Below are 17,400 nucleotides of genomic sequence, written 5' to 3' on the forward strand. Positions count from 1 at the left end.
TCCGTGAAGGTTCACGACGCCCTGTGCGACATCGGTGCGTCTTCGGATCCTGGGAGTACGCCTTGGTGATGGCGTCAAGCGCGAGGGCCACAAGTCGTTCGTCGTACTGCCCGCTGAGCAGGAGCGGTTTGAGCCGCTGCCGGCAACGGGCAGCGTGGCCGGCGTCGACCTGGGCATCGCCGACTTCCTCGCCGACTCCAACGTCGGGTTCGTGGCGAACCCCAGGCACGGAGGCCGCGCTGCCGCGAGGCTCGAAGCCGCCCAGCAGGCGCTGTCTCGCTTCCCGCGCCGCAAGGCGAAGGACCGCACCGCCAACCGCCGGCGGGCCGTGGAGCGGGTCGTATCAAGAGACCCGGGAACTCATGGCTATGTATACCCGGGAGTTCCAAAGGCTGGTCAAGCGCGGTCCGGGTGTGATGTAGGGCTTCGGCCCGCCAGAGATCGTCCGCAGATGGTGGTGGCCGATCTTCACGTGGCCCAGCTCGTCCGGATTGGCCGGCGAGACCGGTCCCGACCACTGGGATCGTCCGAACCGCCCCGTCCCCCTGCCGCCGCCCCGCTGCCCCGCCCCGGCCCCGGCTTCGGGGAAAGAACGCGGATACGCCCCCGGTCACCCCCACCGCACGACACCCCGTTCACCTTCCGGCGGGCGGCCGGGCGTGAACCGGGCATCACGCGGCCCGCGCCCGGAGGCGGGCGGAAATGCGGATCCCGCCGCAGCGGTTCCGAAAGTCCGCCCCGACGGCCCTCGTTCGGCACGTCCTTGACCTGCGCGCTCTCGAAATGACTTGACCCCGCGGCTGATTCCCCGGCCGACGCCCGCGGGTCATGGCAAGACTTCGGCGGGACACGGTCTCGTGACTTGCAGGACACACTCGGGCAACGGAAGCGCCTTCAACTCTTGACACCCACCCCTCAGAGGCAGGAACCTTCCGACATCGACGCATGGGAGCGCTCCCACATCGTGCGGGGATTCCCCGCTCGAACGGCACTGCCCGTGTCCTCCCCCCTGAACCAGTCGGCACCCGCACTCACCAGCGCGTATGCCACGCAGTCAGAACGCCAGTCCACCCTGGAACAAGGAGTAGTGGAATGCGTATCACCCGCACCGTCGCCGGCCGGAGCCGCAGAGTCGCGGTTCTGGTCACCACGGGCCTGACGGCCTCGGCCCTGTTGCTGACCGGCTGCAGCAGCGATTCGGATTCATCGGACAACACGGGCTCCGATGCGAACGGGAAGATCACGCTGACCGTCGCCGACTTCGGGCAGTTCGGCTACAAGGAAGCCGGTCTCTTCGCCAAGTACCACGAGCTGCACCCGGACATCACGGTCAAGGAAGACGTCACCTCCGACGAGAAGGTCTACTACCCCAAACTGCTCCAGCAGCTGAACTCGGGCAGCGGTCTCGCCGACGTCCAGGGCATCGAGGTCGGCCGGATCAAGGAGCTCGTCGACACCAAGGCGTCCTCCTTCGTCGACCTCAGCAAGGTGATCAACGTCGACGACTGGGTGTCCTGGAAGGAGAAGCAGGCCACCACGGCCGACGGCGCGGTGATCGGTGCGGGCACCGACATCGGTCCGATGTCGCTCTGCTACAACTCCGAGCTCTTCGAGAAGGCCGGTCTGCCGACCGACCGTGAGGAGGTTGCCAAGAAGGTCGCCGGCGGCTGGGAGGACTACCTCAAGCTCGGTGAGGAGTACAAGAAGAACGCGCCCGAGGGCACGTACTTCATGGACTCCGCCAGCGCGATGTTCAACGCCGTGGTGAGCTCGAACGCGAAGCAGTACTACGACGAGAGCGGCAAGCCGATCTACAAGGACAGCCCCAGCGTCAAGCAGGGCTGGAACCTGGCGGCCGAGGCGGCGTCCAAGAAGCTGACCCAGGGGCTCGCCCAGTTCAACGACCCGTGGAAGGCCGCGCTGCGCAAGGGCACCATCGCGACTGTGGCCTGCCCCGCGTGGATGGCCGGCCAGATCTCGGTCAACTCCGGTGACGCCAACAAGGGCAAGTGGAACATCACGACCGCGCCCGGTGCGACCGCCGCCAACTGGGGCGGCTCCTTCCTCTCCGTGCCCAAGTCGGGCAAGCACGTCGACGAGGCCACCGAGCTCGTCAAGTGGCTGACCGCCCCCGAGCAGCAGGCCGCGGTCTTCAAGGCGATCGGCAGCTTCCCGTCCAACAAGGGCGCGTACGACCTGCCGGACGTGAAGAACGCGAAGCTCCCCTACTTCAACGACGCGCCGATCGGACAGATCTACGCCGACGAGGCCAAGTCGATCCCCGAGACCGTCCTCGGCCCGAAGGACGGTGTGATCAAGGACACCATCTCCACCCAGATCAACAACATGGAGCAGCGCGGCACCAGCCCTGACGACGCGTGGAAGGCGGCGACCAACGCGATCGACAAGGCGATCGGCTGACCGTCGCCGGTGCGGGCGGCCCTCAGGAGCCGCCCGCCCCGGCACACGCCCGGCCCAGCCCCTCACCCGGGCACCCCTCGTACGGGGCAACCCAGCAACGCAGGGAAGGACTCCCGCCCGTGGCCACCTCCACCCCCACCCCGGACGCATACGCCCCACCGCCCGGCGGTTCCCAGAAGACACCGGCGGCCCCCCGCCGGCACACATGGCGGAGCCGGCTGTGGCGGTTCGACGACAAGGCATCGCCGTACGCCTACATAGCCCCGTTCTTCCTCGTCTTCGGCGCCTTCGGGCTCTATCCGCTGCTCTACACCGGCTGGATCGCCCTGCACCGGGTCGAGATGACCGGCATGAACCGGATGGAGTGGGTCGGCTGGGACAACTTCGACAAGATCCTGCATGACAGCGAGTTCTGGACCGCCGTCACCAACACCTTCCTCATCGGCGTCATATCCACGGTCCCGCAGCTGCTGGTCGCGCTCGGCCTGGCCCACCTGCTGAACTACAAGCTGCGCGCCAGCACCTTCTGGCGGACGGTCATCCTCACCCCGTACGCCACCTCCGTGGCCTCCGCGGCCCTCGTCTTCGCCCTGGTCTTCCGGGCCGACGGCGGCCTGCTGAACTGGGCGCTGGAGTTCGTCGGCCTCGGCCACACCAACTGGGCCAACGGCCACTGGACGTCGAAGATCGCGATCTCCGTCATCGTGATCTGGCGTTGGACGGGCTACAACACCCTGATCTATCTGGCCGCCATGCAGGCCGTACCGGCCGATCTGTACGAGGCCGCATCACTCGACGGCGCATCGCGCTGGCAGCAGTTCCGCAAGGTGACCATCCCCTCGCTACGGCCCACGATCCTGTTCACGATCGTCATCTCGACCATCGGCTCCATGCAGTTGTTCGGTGAGCCCCTGCTGCTGGAGGGCGGCACCCTCGGAGCCACCGGCGGCAACGAGAATCAGTACGAGACGCTCAGCGTCTACCTCTACAACTACGGCTGGAACCTCGGGCATCTCGGGCCGGCCGCCGCAGTGGCCTGGGCGATGCTCGCCCTCCTGCTGATCATCGCCGCGGTCAACTGGCTCATCGGCCGCTTCGCACGCACATCCGCGGTCTGACCGGGAGCGATTTCCATGACCATGACCAGCCCCTCCAAAGCCCCGGAACTCGGCCTCCCGCAGCCGGCCCACCCGGCGACGCGGCGCCCGATCCGCTTCAGGCCGGGCGCGGGCAAGCAGTTGCAGGGCGGCCCGTTCGCCTATGCCGCGCTGGCCGTCGTCGGCATCGGTTCGCTCCTGCCGCTCTACTGGACCCTGGTGGCCGCGTCCCACACCCAGGACGAAGTTCTCGCCACCACACCGCCGTTCCTGCCCGGCGGGCGGCTGATGCACAACCTCGACGCCGCCTGGAGCCAGGCGCACCTCGGGAAGGCGATCGTCAACAGCGTCATCGTCTCCGGCTGCATCACGGCGGCGACACTCTTCTTCTGCACCCTGGCCGGCTACGCCTTCGCCAAGATGCGCTTCAGGGGCCGCGGCGGACTGATGACCGCGGTCGTCGCCACGCTCACGATCCCGCCGCAGCTCAGCGTCGTCCCGCTGTTCATGATGATGTCCGACATCGGCTGGGGCGGAAAGCTGGAGTCGGTGATCTTCCCGACCCTGGTGAGCGCGTTCGGGGTGTTCTTCATGCGGCAGTACCTGACCGAGGCGCTGCCCTACGAACTCATCGAGGCCGCCAAGGTGGACGGCGCGAACAACTTCCGCATCGTGCGGAGCGTGGTGCTCCCGGTGGCCCGCCCCGCGATGACGGTGCTGGGGATGCTCACCTTCGTACAGGCGTGGAACGACTTCTTCTGGCCCTACCTCGCCCTCAATCAGCAGAACCCCACGCTCCAGGTGGCCCTCGGCCAGCTGAGCGCCTCCTACACCCCCGACCAGAGCATCGTGATGGCCGGTGCGCTGATCAGCACACTGCCGCTGCTCGTGGTCTTCGTGATCTTCGGCAAGCAGATCGTCGGAGGGATCATGTCCGGCGCCGTCAAGGGGTGACACCGCGTCACCCGCTTTTCTCCGGCCCGTGTACGGCCTGTTCCCTGACCGCGGGCCGTACGGGCCCCCGGAGCTCCACCCCTTGTCCGCCCCTGTTCGTCCACCCCTGGGAGCGCTCCCGCATGACTGCTGTACGACCCGACATCGCCCCGAAGCGGGCGCCCGAGGCAGCGGATTTTCCGACCGGTTTCGTCTGGGGGGCGGCCACCGCCGCCTACCAGGTCGAGGGCGGCGCTGCCGAGGACGGCCGCACCCCTTCCATCTGGGACACCTTCAGCCGCACTCCGGGCAAGGTCCGCAACGGTGACACCGGAGACATCGCCGCCGACCACTACCACCGCTACCGCGACGACGTGGCGCTGATGAAGCAACTCGGGCTGAAGGCCTACCGCTTCTCCGTCTCCTGGTCCCGGGTGCAGCCCACCGGCCGCGGCCCCGCCGTCGAACGCGGACTGGACTTCTACCGCAAGCTCGTCGACGAGCTTCTCGAAGCGGGCATCGCGCCCGTCGCCACCCTCTACCACTGGGACCTGCCCCAGGAGCTGGAGGACGCCGGCGGCTGGCCCCAGCGGGTGACCGTCGAGCGCTTCGCCGACTACGCCGCCATCGTGGCGGGCGCCCTCGGCGACCGCGTCGGCACCTGGACCACCTTCAACGAGCCGTGGTGCTCGGCCTTCCTCGGTTACGGCTCCGGCGTGCACGCCCCCGGCCGCACCGAGCCGGCCTCCGCCCTGCGCGCGGCCCACCATCTCAACCTCGCCCACGGCCGGGCGATCGAGGTCCTGCGCAACCAACTCCCCGCTACCGCGCAGACCTCGGTCACCCTCAACCTCCACCAGGTCCGCCCGCTGACCGACAGCGCGGCCGACGCGGACGCCGCCCGCCGGATCGACGCGGTGGGCAACCGGGTCTTCACCGGCCCGATGCTGCACGGCGCGTACCCCGAGGACCTGATCGCCGACACCTCGCACCTGGTGGACTGGTCGAAGCTGGTCCACGACGGCGACCTGGCCGCCATCTCCCGTCCGGTCGACGTCCTCGGCGTCAACTACTACACGCCGACGCTGGTCTCCACGCCTGCGGACGGTTCCGGCGACTCGCGCGACGACGGCCACGGCAACAGCGACCACTCCCCGTGGCCCGGCTCCGAGCACGTCGCCTTCCACCTCGCCGAGGGCAAGAAGCGCACCGCGATGAACTGGGCGATCGACCCCGACGGGCTGTACAGCCTGCTCATCGACGTCGCCCGGGACCACCCGGGCGTGCCGCTGATGGTCACCGAGAACGGCGCGGCCTTCGACGACTACGTCTCGCCCGAGGGCCTGGTGGAGGACCCCGAGCGGATCGAGTACCTGCGCGGCCACCTCGACGCCGTGCAGCGGGCCGTGGCGGACGGCGCGGACGTACGCGGCTACTTCCTGTGGTCCCTGATGGACAACTTCGAATGGGCATACGGGTACTCCAAGCGCTTCGGTGCCGTCTACGTCGACTACGCCACCCAGCGCCGCATCCCCAAGGCGAGCGCCCGCTGGTACGCCGACGTCATCCGCCGCCACGCACTGCCCCCGGTCACCGACCTCGCCTGAGACCGACCGGCACATGGGGGGCGGCGTCGCGGGGCTGGGCACGCACACCTGCGGCGTTGCCGTCGGTCGACAACTCCCCCATAGCTCTGGAGGGCCCCAAGGCATGGGGGACCCCCTCCGCGTTGCCTCCCTCTTCCGCCTTGCAGCTGCACGCACCCAGCCCCGCTCCTTCTGCCACCCCCCATGTGCCGGTCGGTCCGACCGACCCGCACCCCCCGAGACCCGGCAGCCCGTGCCGGGTCTCCGTCATTTCCGCCCGCTTTCGGAGGCTGGGGAACCCGGCTCGGTATCGCCGTAGTATGGGAGCGCTCCCATCTCTGATGCTGCGGAGGGGCCGCCGGGCCCGGACGAGTGTCAAGGGATCCAGCACCAGGACTTGGTTCGGTTATCCGACTGTGAGAAATTGACCGCGAACGGGAGGCAGCCATGACGGCAGCGCGAGTACGGAGCGGCGGGCGGCCCACGCTCGAAGAGGTCGCGGCACGGGCGGGGGTGGGACGCGGCACGGCCTCGCGGGTCATCAACGGTTCCCCACGGGTCAGCGCGCACACCCGCGAGGCGGTGGAGGCGGCCGTCGCCGAACTGGGGTACGTGCCCAATCGCGCGGCCCGCGCGCTCGCCGGGAACCGCACCGACGCCATCGCCCTCGTCGTGCCGGAGCCGGAGACCCGCTTCTTCGCCGAGCCGTACTTCTCCGACATCGTCCGTGGTGTCGGCGCGGCGCTCGCGGACACCGACATGCAGCTGCTGCTCACCCTCGTCGGCAGTGACCGCGAGCGCCGGCGGCTGGCCCAGTATCTGACCGCACACCGCGTCGACGGCGTGCTGCTGGTCTCCGTCCACGCCGACGACCCGCTCCCGGACCTGCTGGAGCAGCTCGGCATGCCAGCCGTGATGAGCGGCCGCAGATCCGCCTCGGAGCCGCTCGCCGCGGTTGACTCCGACAACTTCGAGGGCGCCCGCGCAGCCGTCGACCATCTGATCTCCCGGGGTCGCCGCTCCATCGCCACGATCACCGGGCGCCTCGACGTCTACGGTGCCCGGCGCCGCCTCGACGGCTACCGCAAGGCGATCTCCGCGGCCGGTCTCGGACCGGACGAGCAGCTGATCGCCCCCGCCGACTTCACCGAGGAAGGCGGTGCACAGGCCATGCGCGACCTGCTCGCCCGCCGCCCCGACGTCGACGCGGTCTTCGCCGCCTCCGACGTCATGGCCGCAGGGGCCCGCCAGGTGCTGCGCGAGGCCGGCCGGCGCATCCCGGACGATGTGGCTCTCATCGGCTTCGACGACTCGGCCGTGGCCCGTCACATGGACCCGGCGCTCACCAGCGTGCGCCAGCCGATCGAGGAGATGGGCCGCACGATGGCCCGCGTACTGCTCCAGGAGATCGCGGGCGAGAACCAGGAGCGTCCGCAGATCGTGCTCCCCACGGAACTGATTGTCCGCGACTCCTCGTGACGACCGTCACACGGCCGCCGGTGAGGGTCGCTCAGGCATGAGAAGGGCCCCGGTCATTGACCGGGGCCCTTCCCTTCAGGGTGAGTAACGGGACTCGAACCCGCGACATCCTGGACCACAACCAGGTGCTCTACCATCTGAGCTATACCCACCATGCCCGGTCTTTTTCTGACCGGCCGAGAAAAAGTGTACAGGGTCCGAGAGGGTGCTCGCGCCCCAGTTGTTCAGCCGCTGATTACGGCCCCCGAAAGGCCCATGACCAGCGGCTTCGCAACGTCCTACGGCGTGGGCGGCGCGACACGTACCGCGATCGCCTTGGCGCGCTCCGAGTCCGGCCCGGGCTGGGGCACGAAGATCGCCTCGCGGTAGTAACGCAGCTCCGTGATGGAGTCACGGATGTCCGCGAGCGCCCGGTGGTTGCCGTTCTTCTCCGGACTGTTGAAGTACGCCCTCGGGTACCAGCGGCGCGCCAGCTCCTTGACCGAGGACACATCGACGATCCGGTAGTGGAGGTAGCCCTCCAGGGCCGACATGTCCCGCGCCAGGAAGCCGCGGTCGGTGGAGACCGAGTTCCCGCAGAGCGGGGCCTTGCCGGGCTCCTTCACATGCTCGCGGACATAGGCCAGCACCTGGGCCTCGGCGTCGGCCAGGGTGGTGCCCTGGGCCAGCTCGTCGAGGAGACCCGAGGCGGTGTGCATCTGGCGCACCACCTCGGGCATCGTCTCCAGGGCCGTGTCCGGCGGGCGGATCACGATGTCCACCCCTTCGCCGAGCACGTTCAGCTCCGAGTCGGTGACCAGTGCGGCCACCTCGATGAGTGCGTCTTCCGTCAACGAGAGCCCGGTCATCTCGCAGTCGATCCACACCATGCGATCGTTCATGGCTCCACCCTACGGGGCACTCCGTTGACCCGGCAGGGCCGGGCGCCCGGTGGAGTACGCGTCGGGGCCCGGTTTCCCGGGCTCCGGCTGCCCCGCCCCGACCGTCGCCGACGTGACGGCATGCGGACCCGGAGGGGTGGCCGCAGCCGTGGCACGCCGGCCCGCCGAGGTGCCCTGCGCGGGCACGATCGGCTCGATCACCGGGGCGAGTGCCTCCGCGCCACCGCCCTGTGGACGGCGGGCCCGGTATGCGGCCCGGTACGCGGCGGGGGAGGAGCCCAGCTGGCGCCGGAAGTGTCCGCGCAGCGCGACCGGCGAGCGGAAGCCGCAGCGGCCCGCGACCTCGTCGACCGAGTACTCGGACGTCTCCAGCAGCCGCTGCGCCTGAAGCACCCGCTGGGTGATCAGCCACTGGAGCGGTGCGCTGCCGGTGAGCGAGCGGAACCTCCGGTCAAAGGTCCGCCTGCTCATGTAGGCGCGCGCGGCCAGCGTCTCCACGTCGAACTGCTCGTGGAGATGCTCCAGCGCCCAGGCCACGACCTCGGCGAGCGGGTCGGAGCCGATCTCCTCAGGTAAAGACCTGTCGAGGTAGCGCTCCTGACCGCCACTGCGCCGCGGCGGCACGACGAGCCGGCGGGCCAGTGCCCCGGCGGCTTCCGTGCCGTGGTCCGTGCGGACGATGTGCAGACAGAGATCGATCCCGGCCGCCGTCCCGGCGGAGGTGAGCACATCGCCGTCGTCGACGAAGAGCTCACGCGGATCGACATGCACCGACGGATAGCGCTTGGCCAGCGTCGGTGCGTACATCCAGTGCGTGGTCGCCGGGCGGCCGTCCAGCAGACCGGCGGCGGCGAGCACGAACGCGCCGGTGCACAGCCCGACGATGCGGGCCCCTTCCTCGTGGGCGCGACGCAGCGCGTCCAGCGCCTCCGCGGGCGGCGGCGAGGTGATCGAGCGCCAGGCGGGCACCACGACGGTGCCTGCCCTGCTGATCGCCTCCAGCCCGTAGGGCGCGGTCAGTTCGAGTCCCCCGGTGGTCCGCAGCGGTCCCTCTTCCCCGCCGCAGACGAGGAGTCGGTAGCGCGGAACTCCCGCGTCCTGGCGGTCGATTCCGAACACGGAGAGCGGGATCGAGCTCTCGAAGATGGGGCCGCCGCTGAACAGCAGTACGGCGACGACTTCCCGTCGTCGTCGTCCACTGAGCTTCCGTACAGCCTCCGTTGCGGCGGCGGAGTCCTGGCTCATGACGCTAAGCCCCCCTCGGTGTTCGCGTCTTCCTGGTCCTTGCGGGCCTGTCGCTCCTGCACTTTTCCCCTCGGTCCTGCACGAGTCCCCGTCTTCGATACCCAAGATCGAATCTACTGCGTCCCGTGGTGCCGGCGTGACAAGTTCATCAACCAGCGTTATGTCGACAAGGCAACTTGGCGGGAAGCATTCGATCACGAAGGGTTTCATCCAGCGGCCGTGCAGGGAAGTGCGCCTCGCGTTCATGGCCCGTCCCCGTCGGGTGGAAGCGTACCGCGCGGTCTCTTCCTGCCTGGTGGCAAGGGGGTTGATCGGCCAATTCGGCAAGGAAGCGACAGGGGTGTGAAGTTGGCTGAAAATAGACGGTTGTGCGTACGTGATTCAGTCAGTCGACCGGCGCACAACCTCGATGGGCGGCCACTTCTTTGCGCCCCCTCGGCAGGTCGGACGGCCGATCGTGCGGAAGGATGCGGCGCGTCGGAGGGCAGTGGAATCCCGACCGGCGGGCCGATATCGGTCCGGGGCCGGGCGGAGAGCTCCGGGCGGGGCGGACGTGCCGGGGCCGGCGCGGTGTGACTCGTGGGAGTGGACCGCCGGCCCGGCGCCGGGCGGCGGAGTGGTGATCCACGCCGGGGGTGCGGCGGTCCCGGTGAGCTGTGGGGTGGGTGACGGATACGGCCCTGCCCGGTCACCGAGGGGAGTCGTTCCGGCCCGCCGACGTCGATGTACAGCGCAACCGGCATTGCCATACGGGTCCGCCTCGGGCATGCTCCGTGAAACGTCGCACGCGCTTTGCGTGGGTCTGGGCAGTGGAGGAGTGGCGCCGTACCCTTGGGGGTAAGGGGTTGGGAAGATGATTCCCGGACACCGCAACACCGCCCGCTGACGCACCTTCCCCAAGTCGCTCTCCTCACGAGGACTCTCTTCGCCGAGACACCGATGGCCGGTCACGAAATCCCCGAACCCGCCGACCGCAAGCAGGTGGCCGACCCCATGTCGGACCCGCAGGCGGTCGAAGAAACACGTCATTCCTGCGACCCCGCCTTCCGGCATGGGGTCGTGGTCGGCTTCGACGGCTCGACGTCCAGTGAGCGCGCCCTCGCATACGCCATCGGCATGGCCCGAAGATCAGGTTCCGGCCTGATCATCGTCCATGTGGCCAATCGGCTGCCGACCACCGTCTGGGCAGGCTGCGAGCCGCCCGTCTTCGTCGATGTGCCCGACCACCGCACCGAGGTGCTCGGCCTGGAGCTCGCCTGCGCGGACTACCTCTCCGAGGTTCCCTGGGTGCTCGTCGAGCGCGGCGGGGACATCTGTCACGAGCTGGAGGAGGTCGGCCGGGAGTACTCGGCCGACGCCATCGTCGTCGGCTCCACGCACGGCATCGTCGGCCGCATCTTCGGCTCGGTGGCGGGGCGCCTTGCGCGGCGCGCACAGCGCCCGGTCGTCGTCATTCCCTGAGCGTTCCCCTTCCCGGACGCCCCTGCTGTCACCCTCGTCACCGGTTCCGGACCCGTCAGTCGACGTGGCGTCAACTCGTCTGTGGAAACCGGCAATTCATCAATGCGGAGAGGTGGATTGTGCGCTTGTGAAGGGTACATAAGGGTCACTGGGAAGCAGGACCACTGCATGTGAAGGGAGCCCGCCGTGGACAATGACGTCTCTGCGGGAAGCACCAGCACCTCTGTCCTCGGCCATCTCGCCCTGGGACTCACCCTGTTGGCGTTCGGTATCGGTCACACCGGGGTCGTGGACGGTGTGACGGCGGCCGACGCCGTCTCGCTCGCGCTGTATGTCGGCGGTATCGCCCTGTTCGTCGCCGGACTCCTGGAGTTCCGCGCGGGAAGCGGCTTCACCGGCACGGCCTTCGCCGGGCTCGGCGCCTTCTGGTTCACCTGGGGCACCGGCGCCGACGCGCATGTCTCCAGCCATGCGGCAGGGCTGTTCCTGCTGCTCTGGGCCCTGTTCGCGCTCAGCCTGACCCTCGGCGCGGCCGGTGGCGGTCTGCTCGCCCAGGGGACGTACGCACTGCTGTTCCTGGCGCTTGTGCTCCTGGGCGTCGGGCAGTTCGCGGACAGCGGGAGCCTGGCCGAGGCGGGCGGCTGGCTTGCCGCGGTGTCCGGTCTCGCCGCCTGGTACGGGGCGACGGCGGCGCTGGCCAACTGGCCCACGGCGCTGCCGGGGCGTGCTGCCGGCCGACGGGTGACGGCCACCGGCTGAGACGCCTGTCGGGTGACCTCCGATCGGATAGCGGACGCGGTCTGGTGCGTGCGATTCCGAGGCGGAGGAGGGAGTCGACGCGAAGGGGGTCCCCCCATGCCTTCAGCTATGGGGGAGTTGGTGACTGACGACAACGCGGGAAGCGTGCGTGCCAGGGCGTGGCCGCCCGGTCGGAGGTCACCCGACAGGCTCTGAGGCAGCGACCGGGCCGGTGCGGCAAGGGGAAGAGGTGCCGGCCCCGACGGGAGCGGCCCCGTACCCGCGGTGGCGGTGGGTACGGGGCCGCTCTGCTCCGGGCACAGCCCGTGCAGGGATGCCTACTCGACGGTGACGGACTTCGCCAGGTTGCGCGGCTTGTCGATGTCACGGCCCATGGCCAGCGCCGTGTGGTACGCGAAGAGCTGGAGCGGGATGCCCATCAGGATCGGGTCCAGCTCGTTCTCGTTCTTCGGTACGACGATGGTGTGGTCGGCCTTCTCCTGCACCTGGTGCGCGACGGCGAGGATGCGGCCGCTGCGGGCCTTGATCTCCTCCATCGCGGCGCGGTTCTTCTCCAGCAGATCGTCGTCCGGCACGATCGCGACCGTCGGCATCGAGGGCTCGATCAGCGCCAGCGGCCCGTGCTTCAGCTCGGAGGCGGGGTACGCCTCCGCGTGGATGTACGAGACCTCCTTGAGCTTCAGCGAGGCCTCACGGGCGACGGGGTAGCCGCGCACCCGGCCGATGAACATCATCGACTTGGCGTCCGCGTACTCCGCGGCCAGCTTCTTGATCTCGTCCTCGTTCGCCAGGATCTCGCTGATCTGGGCGGGCAGCCTGCGCAGCCCCTCGATGATCCGCTTGCCGTCGGCGACCGACAGATCCCGGATCCGGCCCAGGTGCAGGGCGAGCAGCGCGAACGCGACGACCGTGTTCGTGAAGCACTTGGTGGAGACGACACAGACCTCGGGGCCGGCGTGCACGTATGTACCGCCGTCGGCCTCCCGGGCGATTGCCGAACCCACCACGTTGACCACACCGAGCACCCGGGCGCCCTTGCGCTTGAGCTCCTGGACGGCGGCCAGCACGTCGTACGTCTCACCGGACTGGGAGACGGCCACGTACAGGGTGTCGGGGTCGACGACCGGGTTGCGGTAGCGGAACTCGGAGGCGGGCTCGGCGTCCGCGGGGATGCGGGCCAGCTCCTCGATCAGCTGCGCACCGATCTGGCCCGCGTGGTACGAGGTGCCGCAGCCCAGGATCTTGATCCGGCGGACCCCGCGCGCCTCGCGGGCGTCCAGGTTGAGACCGCCGAGGTGCACGGTGGAGAAACGGTCGTCGATCCGGCCGCGGAGCACCCGGTCGACGGCGTCCGCCTGCTCGGAGATCTCCTTGTGCATGTACGTGTCGTGGCCGCCCATGTCGTACGACTCGGCCTCCCACTCCACGGTGGTCGGCGTGGCCGTCGTGGACGAGCCCTCCGTCGTGTACGTACGGAAGTCGTCGGCCTTGAGGGTGGCCATCTCGCCGTCGTCGAGGGTGACGACCTGGCGGGTGTGGGCCACCAGCGCGGCGACGTCGGAGGCGACGAACATCTCCTTCTCGCCGATGCCCAGCACGACCGGGGAGCCGTTGCGGGCGACCACGATGCGGTCGTTGAAGTCGGCGTGCATGACGGCGATGCCGTACGTGCCCTCGACCGACCGCAGCGCCTCGCGGACCTTCTCCTCCAGGGTCTCCGCCTGGGCGTGGGCGATCAGGTGGACCAGCACCTCGGTGTCGGTCTCGGAGAGGAAGACGACACCGTCGGCGACGAGCTTCGCACGGAGCTCGGAGGCGTTGTCGATGATGCCGTTGTGGACGACGGCGACCTTGTTGTCGGCGTCCAGGTGGGGGTGCGCGTTCTCGTCGCTCGGGGCGCCGTGGGTGGCCCAGCGGGTGTGGGCGATACCGGTGGTGCCGGTGAAACGCTTGGGAACGCGGGCCTCCAGCTCGCGGACCCGGCCCTTCGCCTTGACCATCTTCAGGGCGGCGGGCTTCCCGGCCGACGCCTTGCCGGTGATGACGATGCCCGCGGAGTCGTAACCCCGGTACTCCAGCCGCTGCAGCCCTTCCAGCAGCAGCGGAGCCACATCACGCTTCCCGATATATCCGACGATTCCGCACATAAAGTCTCTGCCCCTCCATCGACGTACCTGTGGTGCCCGTTGCTCAGCCGTAGACGATGCGGCGCAGCTGGCGGAGCGAGAGCTCCGGCGGCGCGACCGCCCGGTGCGGCAGCTCGGCCGCGATCCGCTCGAAGATCTCCGTGTTCACCAGGCCGCCGGACTGCAGTTCGCGGTGGCGGCGGCGGACGAAGTCGTCGGTCGTCTCGTCGAAGTACGCCAGCACGTCGAGAACCACCCGGGCGGCTTCACCGCGCTGGAGCGCGGTGCTGCGCACCAGGTGATCAATGAGGTCGTCATGTGACGAGCGGCGTTCGAGCACTCGTTGATATTGCGGTGGGCGGAGCACTTACGCAACAATTCTGCCCGATATCGGGCAGGAGTGGGTGTGATTGTGCTCTCGGGTAGGCCTGGAGGTGGTCAGGGAGGGTATGGGGACGCGCTCAGAGACGCTTCAGGACGGCCTGCTTGGCGGCGGTGAACTCGTCGTCGGTGAGAATCCCGGCCCGATACAGCTCGCCGAGCTCGCGCAGCCGGCGCAGCAGCACATCGTGATCGTCGGCGGGCGGTGCGGGGGCGGGTGCCGCCGGTGCGGCCGGGGCCGGGATCTGTGCGGGCCGAGCGCTTTCGGCGGCCGTCGCTGTCTCTGACCCCGCCGCGCCCGGCAGCCGGACCAGTACCGCCGCCGCGACCAGCACCGCCGTGTACTCCTTCTTGGACAGCCCCCACAGATCCAGCGAGTACGGATCGAACTCGGCCGCCGGAGCCGGGGCAGGACCCGTGCCCATGTCCCCGCCCCTGCCCCGTACGAAGCGCAGATGCCCGTTCTCCAGACCGATGGCGGGCAACCAGTGCACCCCGGTCACCTCCGACACCGGGAAGGCGACCGGGCCACCCGAGCTCTTGACCTCCTTGGCCTTCCAGTTCCAGGTGAGGCGGATGACCTCGCCGTCGAACGAGGCCGTGCCGTCCCCGCCGCCCCCGGCGACCGGCACCGCGGGCCCCGGCAACAGGAAGCCGTCCACCGGCCCGGCGGGCACCTGCTCGACCAGCAGGGCGCTGCGCACCTCGCCGACGAAGTACTCCGCCACTCCACTCCGGTCCTTTTCCACCGTCAGCTGGTACGGATCCGCGGCGTCCTTGAGCCTGCCGTCCGCAGCGCGCAGGACCGGGCAGGCGCCGTCGCGCAGCCTCAGAGCCTGTCGGGTGACCTCTGATCGGGCGGCCACGGCCTGGCACGCACGCTTCCAGCGTTGCCGAAATGCCCTAGTAGCTCCTTCCCCAAGCTCTCAACTTCGTTCGAGCAGGGGAGGCCCCATCCGAGGACATCCCGGCGCCTTGGAATCGCACGCACCATGCCGCGTCCGCTCTCCGATCGAAGGTCACCCGACAGGCTCTCAGCCGGAGCCGGCCGCCCTTGCGGTCCGGTTCGAAGGCGATGCCCGCCAGTGCCCGGAGCGGGACCACGCACTCACCCAGCTCCTGCCGGAGCGGATGAATGCCCTTCCCCCGGCCGGGCACGATCCGCACCGTCTCGCCGTCGAAGGTCCACGTTCCGTCGCGCTGGATTATTTCCACCATGGGCAGATTCTCTCAGCCCCATAACGGGGAAGTGGTCTACACCTTGACCGTGCGTGGGACAGGCGATACGCATGGTGATGGTTCGTTGCTCAGGAGATCCACAGGTGTGAACCCGTCGAAAGGGACCCGGCTTGTGAGACTGCACAGGACACAGCGCACCGCCCTCCCCCGTCTTCTCGGCTCGCTGCTGCTCGTCACAGCGGCCGGCATCTCCAGTGTCGGCGCTGCGCCGGAAGGACAGGCGGCCGGCAGCGGCCCGGCCACTGCCGCCGCGCCCCGTCCGCTCGGGCAGATGGTGCCCGCCCCCGCCGAGGCGAAGCCCGGCGGCTCTGCGTACACCATCACCGCGGACACCAGGATCCGCGTCGAGGACGGCTCCCGCGAGGCCCGGAAGGTCGGCGACTATCTGGCGGGCGTGCTGCGCCCGTCCACCGGTTACGCCCTGCCGGTCACCGGTCGCGGCGGCGACGGTATCCGGCTGCGGCTCGACGCCCACGACAGCGCGCCGGGTGCCGAGGGCTACACCCTGAAGTCGAACCACGGCTCCGTCACGATCACGGCGCGCGGCCCGGCAGGGCTCTTCCACGGCGTCCAGACGCTGCGTCAGCTGCTCCCGGCCGACGTGGAGAAGAACAGCCGCCAGAAGGGCCCGTGGAAGGTCGCGGGAGGCACGGTCAAGGACGCGCCGCGCTATGCGTACCGGAGCGCGATGCTGGACGTCTCCCGGCACTTCTTCTCCGTCGCCGAGGTCAAGCGCTATATCGACCAGCTCGCCCTCTACAAGATGAACAAGCTCCATCTGCATCTCTCCGACGACCAGGGCTGGCGGATCGCCATCGACTCCTGGCCGCGGCTCGCCACGTACGGCGGGCAGACGGAGGTGGGCGGGGGAGCCGGCGGCTACTACACGAAGAGCGACTACAAGGAGATCGTGCGGTACGCCTCCTCCCGCTATCTGGAGGTCGTGCCGGAGATCGACCTGCCCGGCCACACCAACGCGGCCCTCGCCTCGTACGCGGAGCTGAACTGCGACGGCGTCGCGCCACCGCTCTACACCGGCACCAGTGTCGGCTTCAGCTCGCTCTGCGTCCCGAAGGCGCTCACGTACGACTTCGTGGACGACGTGGTCCGTGAGCTGGCCGCGCTCACCCCCGGCAAGTACCTCCACATCGGTGGCGACGAGGCACACTCCACCAGCCACGAGGACTATGTGGCCTTCATGGACAAGGCACAGGCCATCGTCGGCAAGTACGGCAAGACCGTGATCGGCTGGCACCAGCTGACCGGGGGCACGCCGGTGAAGGGCGCGGTCGCCCAGTACTGGGGTTACGACCGGACGGGCGCGGCCGAGCGCAAGCAGGTGGCGGACGCCGCCGTGAACGGCACGAAGCTGGTGCTGTCCCCGGCCGACCGGAGCTACCTCGACATGAAGTACGACAAGGACACCAAGCTGGGCCTGGCCTGGGCCGGTTACGTCTCCGTCCAGCGCTCGTACGACTGGAACCCGGCGACGTATCTGGGCGGTGCCCCGGAGGGTTCGATCCTCGGCGTCGAGGCGCCGCTCTGGTCGGAGACCCTGACCAACAGCGACGAGATCGAACAGATGGCGTTCCCCAGACTGCCCGGGGTGGCGGAGCTGGGATGGTCGCCCGCGTCCACGCACGACTGGGACGCGTACAAGGTTCGGCTGGGTGCGCAGGGGCCGAGGCTCTCGGCCCTCGGCGTCGACTACTACCGGGCGCCGCAGATTCCCTGGGCCGACCGGTGAGGTGACCGGGGCCGTCCGGCGACCGTTGCGTTCTCGATCGCCGGA

General features: G+C 69.3%; 15 protein-coding genes, 1 tRNA gene and 1 pseudogene. 9 read left to right on the forward strand and 8 right to left on the reverse strand.

The window, feature by feature from the left end; translation table 11 throughout:
* The first annotated feature begins 34 nt into the window (after positions 1-34).
* Together ACIPEK_RS01115 and ACIPEK_RS01120 are read left to right on the forward strand one after the other, a co-directional pair.
* The gene (locus ACIPEK_RS01115) at positions 35-787 is read left to right on the forward strand and encodes a transposase (RefSeq protein ID WP_401989532.1); all 753 of its coding nucleotides are present in this window, start codon (positions 35-37) and stop codon (positions 785-787) included.
* A gap of 305 nt (positions 788-1,092) precedes the next feature.
* Entirely contained in the window at positions 1,093-2,421 is a 1,329-nt protein-coding gene (locus ACIPEK_RS01120) for an ABC transporter substrate-binding protein (protein WP_401989533.1), read from the forward strand.
* 307 nt (positions 2,422-2,728) lie between these two features.
* Here ACIPEK_RS01120 and ACIPEK_RS01125 read toward each other — a convergent pair whose 3' ends face one another.
* Complete coding sequence (locus tag ACIPEK_RS01125; protein WP_363329866.1) at positions 2,729-2,773, reverse strand: hypothetical protein; 45 nt, start codon at positions 2,771-2,773, stop codon at positions 2,729-2,731.
* A gap of 7 nt (positions 2,774-2,780) precedes the next feature.
* Here ACIPEK_RS01125 and ACIPEK_RS01130 point away from each other — a divergent pair, with 7 nt between their 5' ends.
* The 4 genes from ACIPEK_RS01130 (at position 2,781) to ACIPEK_RS01145 (ending at position 7,516) form a co-directional block, all read left to right on the forward strand.
* The gene (locus ACIPEK_RS01130; protein WP_401989534.1) at positions 2,781-3,539 is read left to right on the forward strand and encodes a carbohydrate ABC transporter permease; all 759 of its coding nucleotides are present in this window, start codon (positions 2,781-2,783) and stop codon (positions 3,537-3,539) included.
* A 15-nt stretch (positions 3,540-3,554) separates the two neighbouring features.
* The gene (locus ACIPEK_RS01135; RefSeq protein WP_383069148.1) at positions 3,555-4,472 is read left to right on the forward strand and encodes a carbohydrate ABC transporter permease; all 918 of its coding nucleotides are present in this window, start codon (positions 3,555-3,557) and stop codon (positions 4,470-4,472) included.
* A gap of 122 nt (positions 4,473-4,594) precedes the next feature.
* Positions 4,595-6,058: a GH1 family beta-glucosidase gene (locus ACIPEK_RS01140; protein ID WP_401989535.1), complete on the forward strand. Its 1,464-nt coding sequence runs from the start codon at positions 4,595-4,597 to the stop codon at positions 6,056-6,058.
* A 426-nt stretch (positions 6,059-6,484) separates the two neighbouring features.
* A complete protein-coding gene (locus ACIPEK_RS01145; RefSeq protein ID WP_401989536.1) occupies positions 6,485-7,516 on the forward strand; it encodes a LacI family DNA-binding transcriptional regulator in 1,032 nt (343 codons plus the stop codon).
* Positions 7,517-7,595: 79 nt separating this feature from the next.
* Here ACIPEK_RS01145 and ACIPEK_RS01150 read toward each other — a convergent pair.
* The 3 genes from ACIPEK_RS01150 to ACIPEK_RS01160 all read right to left on the reverse strand — a co-directional run bounded on the left by ACIPEK_RS01150 (position 7,596) and on the right by ACIPEK_RS01160 (position 9,642).
* Positions 7,596-7,668, reverse strand: a tRNA-His gene (locus ACIPEK_RS01150).
* Positions 7,669-7,794: 126 nt separating this feature from the next.
* A complete protein-coding gene (gene orn / locus ACIPEK_RS01155) occupies positions 7,795-8,397 on the reverse strand; it encodes an oligoribonuclease (protein ID WP_401989537.1) in 603 nt (200 codons plus the stop codon).
* Between the two features lie 9 nt (positions 8,398-8,406).
* Positions 8,407-9,642, reverse strand: a complete 1,236-nt coding sequence (locus ACIPEK_RS01160; RefSeq protein WP_401989538.1) for a helix-turn-helix domain-containing protein — start codon at positions 9,640-9,642, stop codon at positions 8,407-8,409.
* A 939-nt stretch (positions 9,643-10,581) separates the two neighbouring features.
* On the opposite strand from ACIPEK_RS01160, the gene ACIPEK_RS01165 reads away from it, so the two are divergent.
* Positions 10,582-11,103 carry a universal stress protein gene (locus tag ACIPEK_RS01165; protein ID WP_072489220.1) on the forward strand — a complete coding sequence of 174 codons (522 nt, stop codon included), beginning with the start codon at positions 10,582-10,584 and terminating at the stop codon, positions 11,101-11,103.
* Positions 11,104-11,289: 186 nt separating this feature from the next.
* The gene (locus ACIPEK_RS01170) at positions 11,290-11,862 is read left to right on the forward strand and encodes an acetate uptake transporter (protein ID WP_383069138.1); all 573 of its coding nucleotides are present in this window, start codon (positions 11,290-11,292) and stop codon (positions 11,860-11,862) included.
* Between the two features lie 317 nt (positions 11,863-12,179).
* Here the strand turns inward: ACIPEK_RS01170 and glmS are convergent, their stop codons facing one another.
* The 4 genes and pseudogenes from glmS to ACIPEK_RS01190 form a co-directional block, all read right to left on the reverse strand.
* Positions 12,180-14,009: a glutamine--fructose-6-phosphate transaminase (isomerizing) gene (glmS, locus tag ACIPEK_RS01175; protein WP_401989539.1), complete on the reverse strand. Its 1,830-nt coding sequence runs from the start codon at positions 14,007-14,009 to the stop codon at positions 12,180-12,182.
* 43 nt (positions 14,010-14,052) lie between these two features.
* Entirely contained in the window at positions 14,053-14,328 is a 276-nt protein-coding gene (locus ACIPEK_RS01180; RefSeq protein WP_114244647.1) for a hypothetical protein, read from the reverse strand.
* 121 nt (positions 14,329-14,449) lie between these two features.
* Entirely contained in the window at positions 14,450-15,235 is a 786-nt protein-coding gene (locus ACIPEK_RS01185) for a DUF4429 domain-containing protein (RefSeq protein ID WP_401989540.1), read from the reverse strand.
* Between the two features lie 166 nt (positions 15,236-15,401).
* Positions 15,402-15,587, reverse strand: a pseudogene (locus tag ACIPEK_RS01190) (DUF4429 domain-containing protein); the annotation flags it as partial.
* Positions 15,588-15,720: 133 nt separating this feature from the next.
* Between ACIPEK_RS01190 and ACIPEK_RS01195 the strand changes: the two are divergent.
* Positions 15,721-17,355, forward strand: a complete 1,635-nt coding sequence (locus tag ACIPEK_RS01195; RefSeq protein ID WP_401989541.1) for a beta-N-acetylhexosaminidase — start codon at positions 15,721-15,723, stop codon at positions 17,353-17,355.
* Positions 17,356-17,400: the final 45 nt, after the last annotated feature.

The sequence above is a fragment of the Streptomyces sp. NPDC088246 genome, assembly GCF_044741025.1.
Classification (GTDB): Bacteria; Actinomycetota; Actinomycetes; order Streptomycetales; family Streptomycetaceae; genus Streptomyces.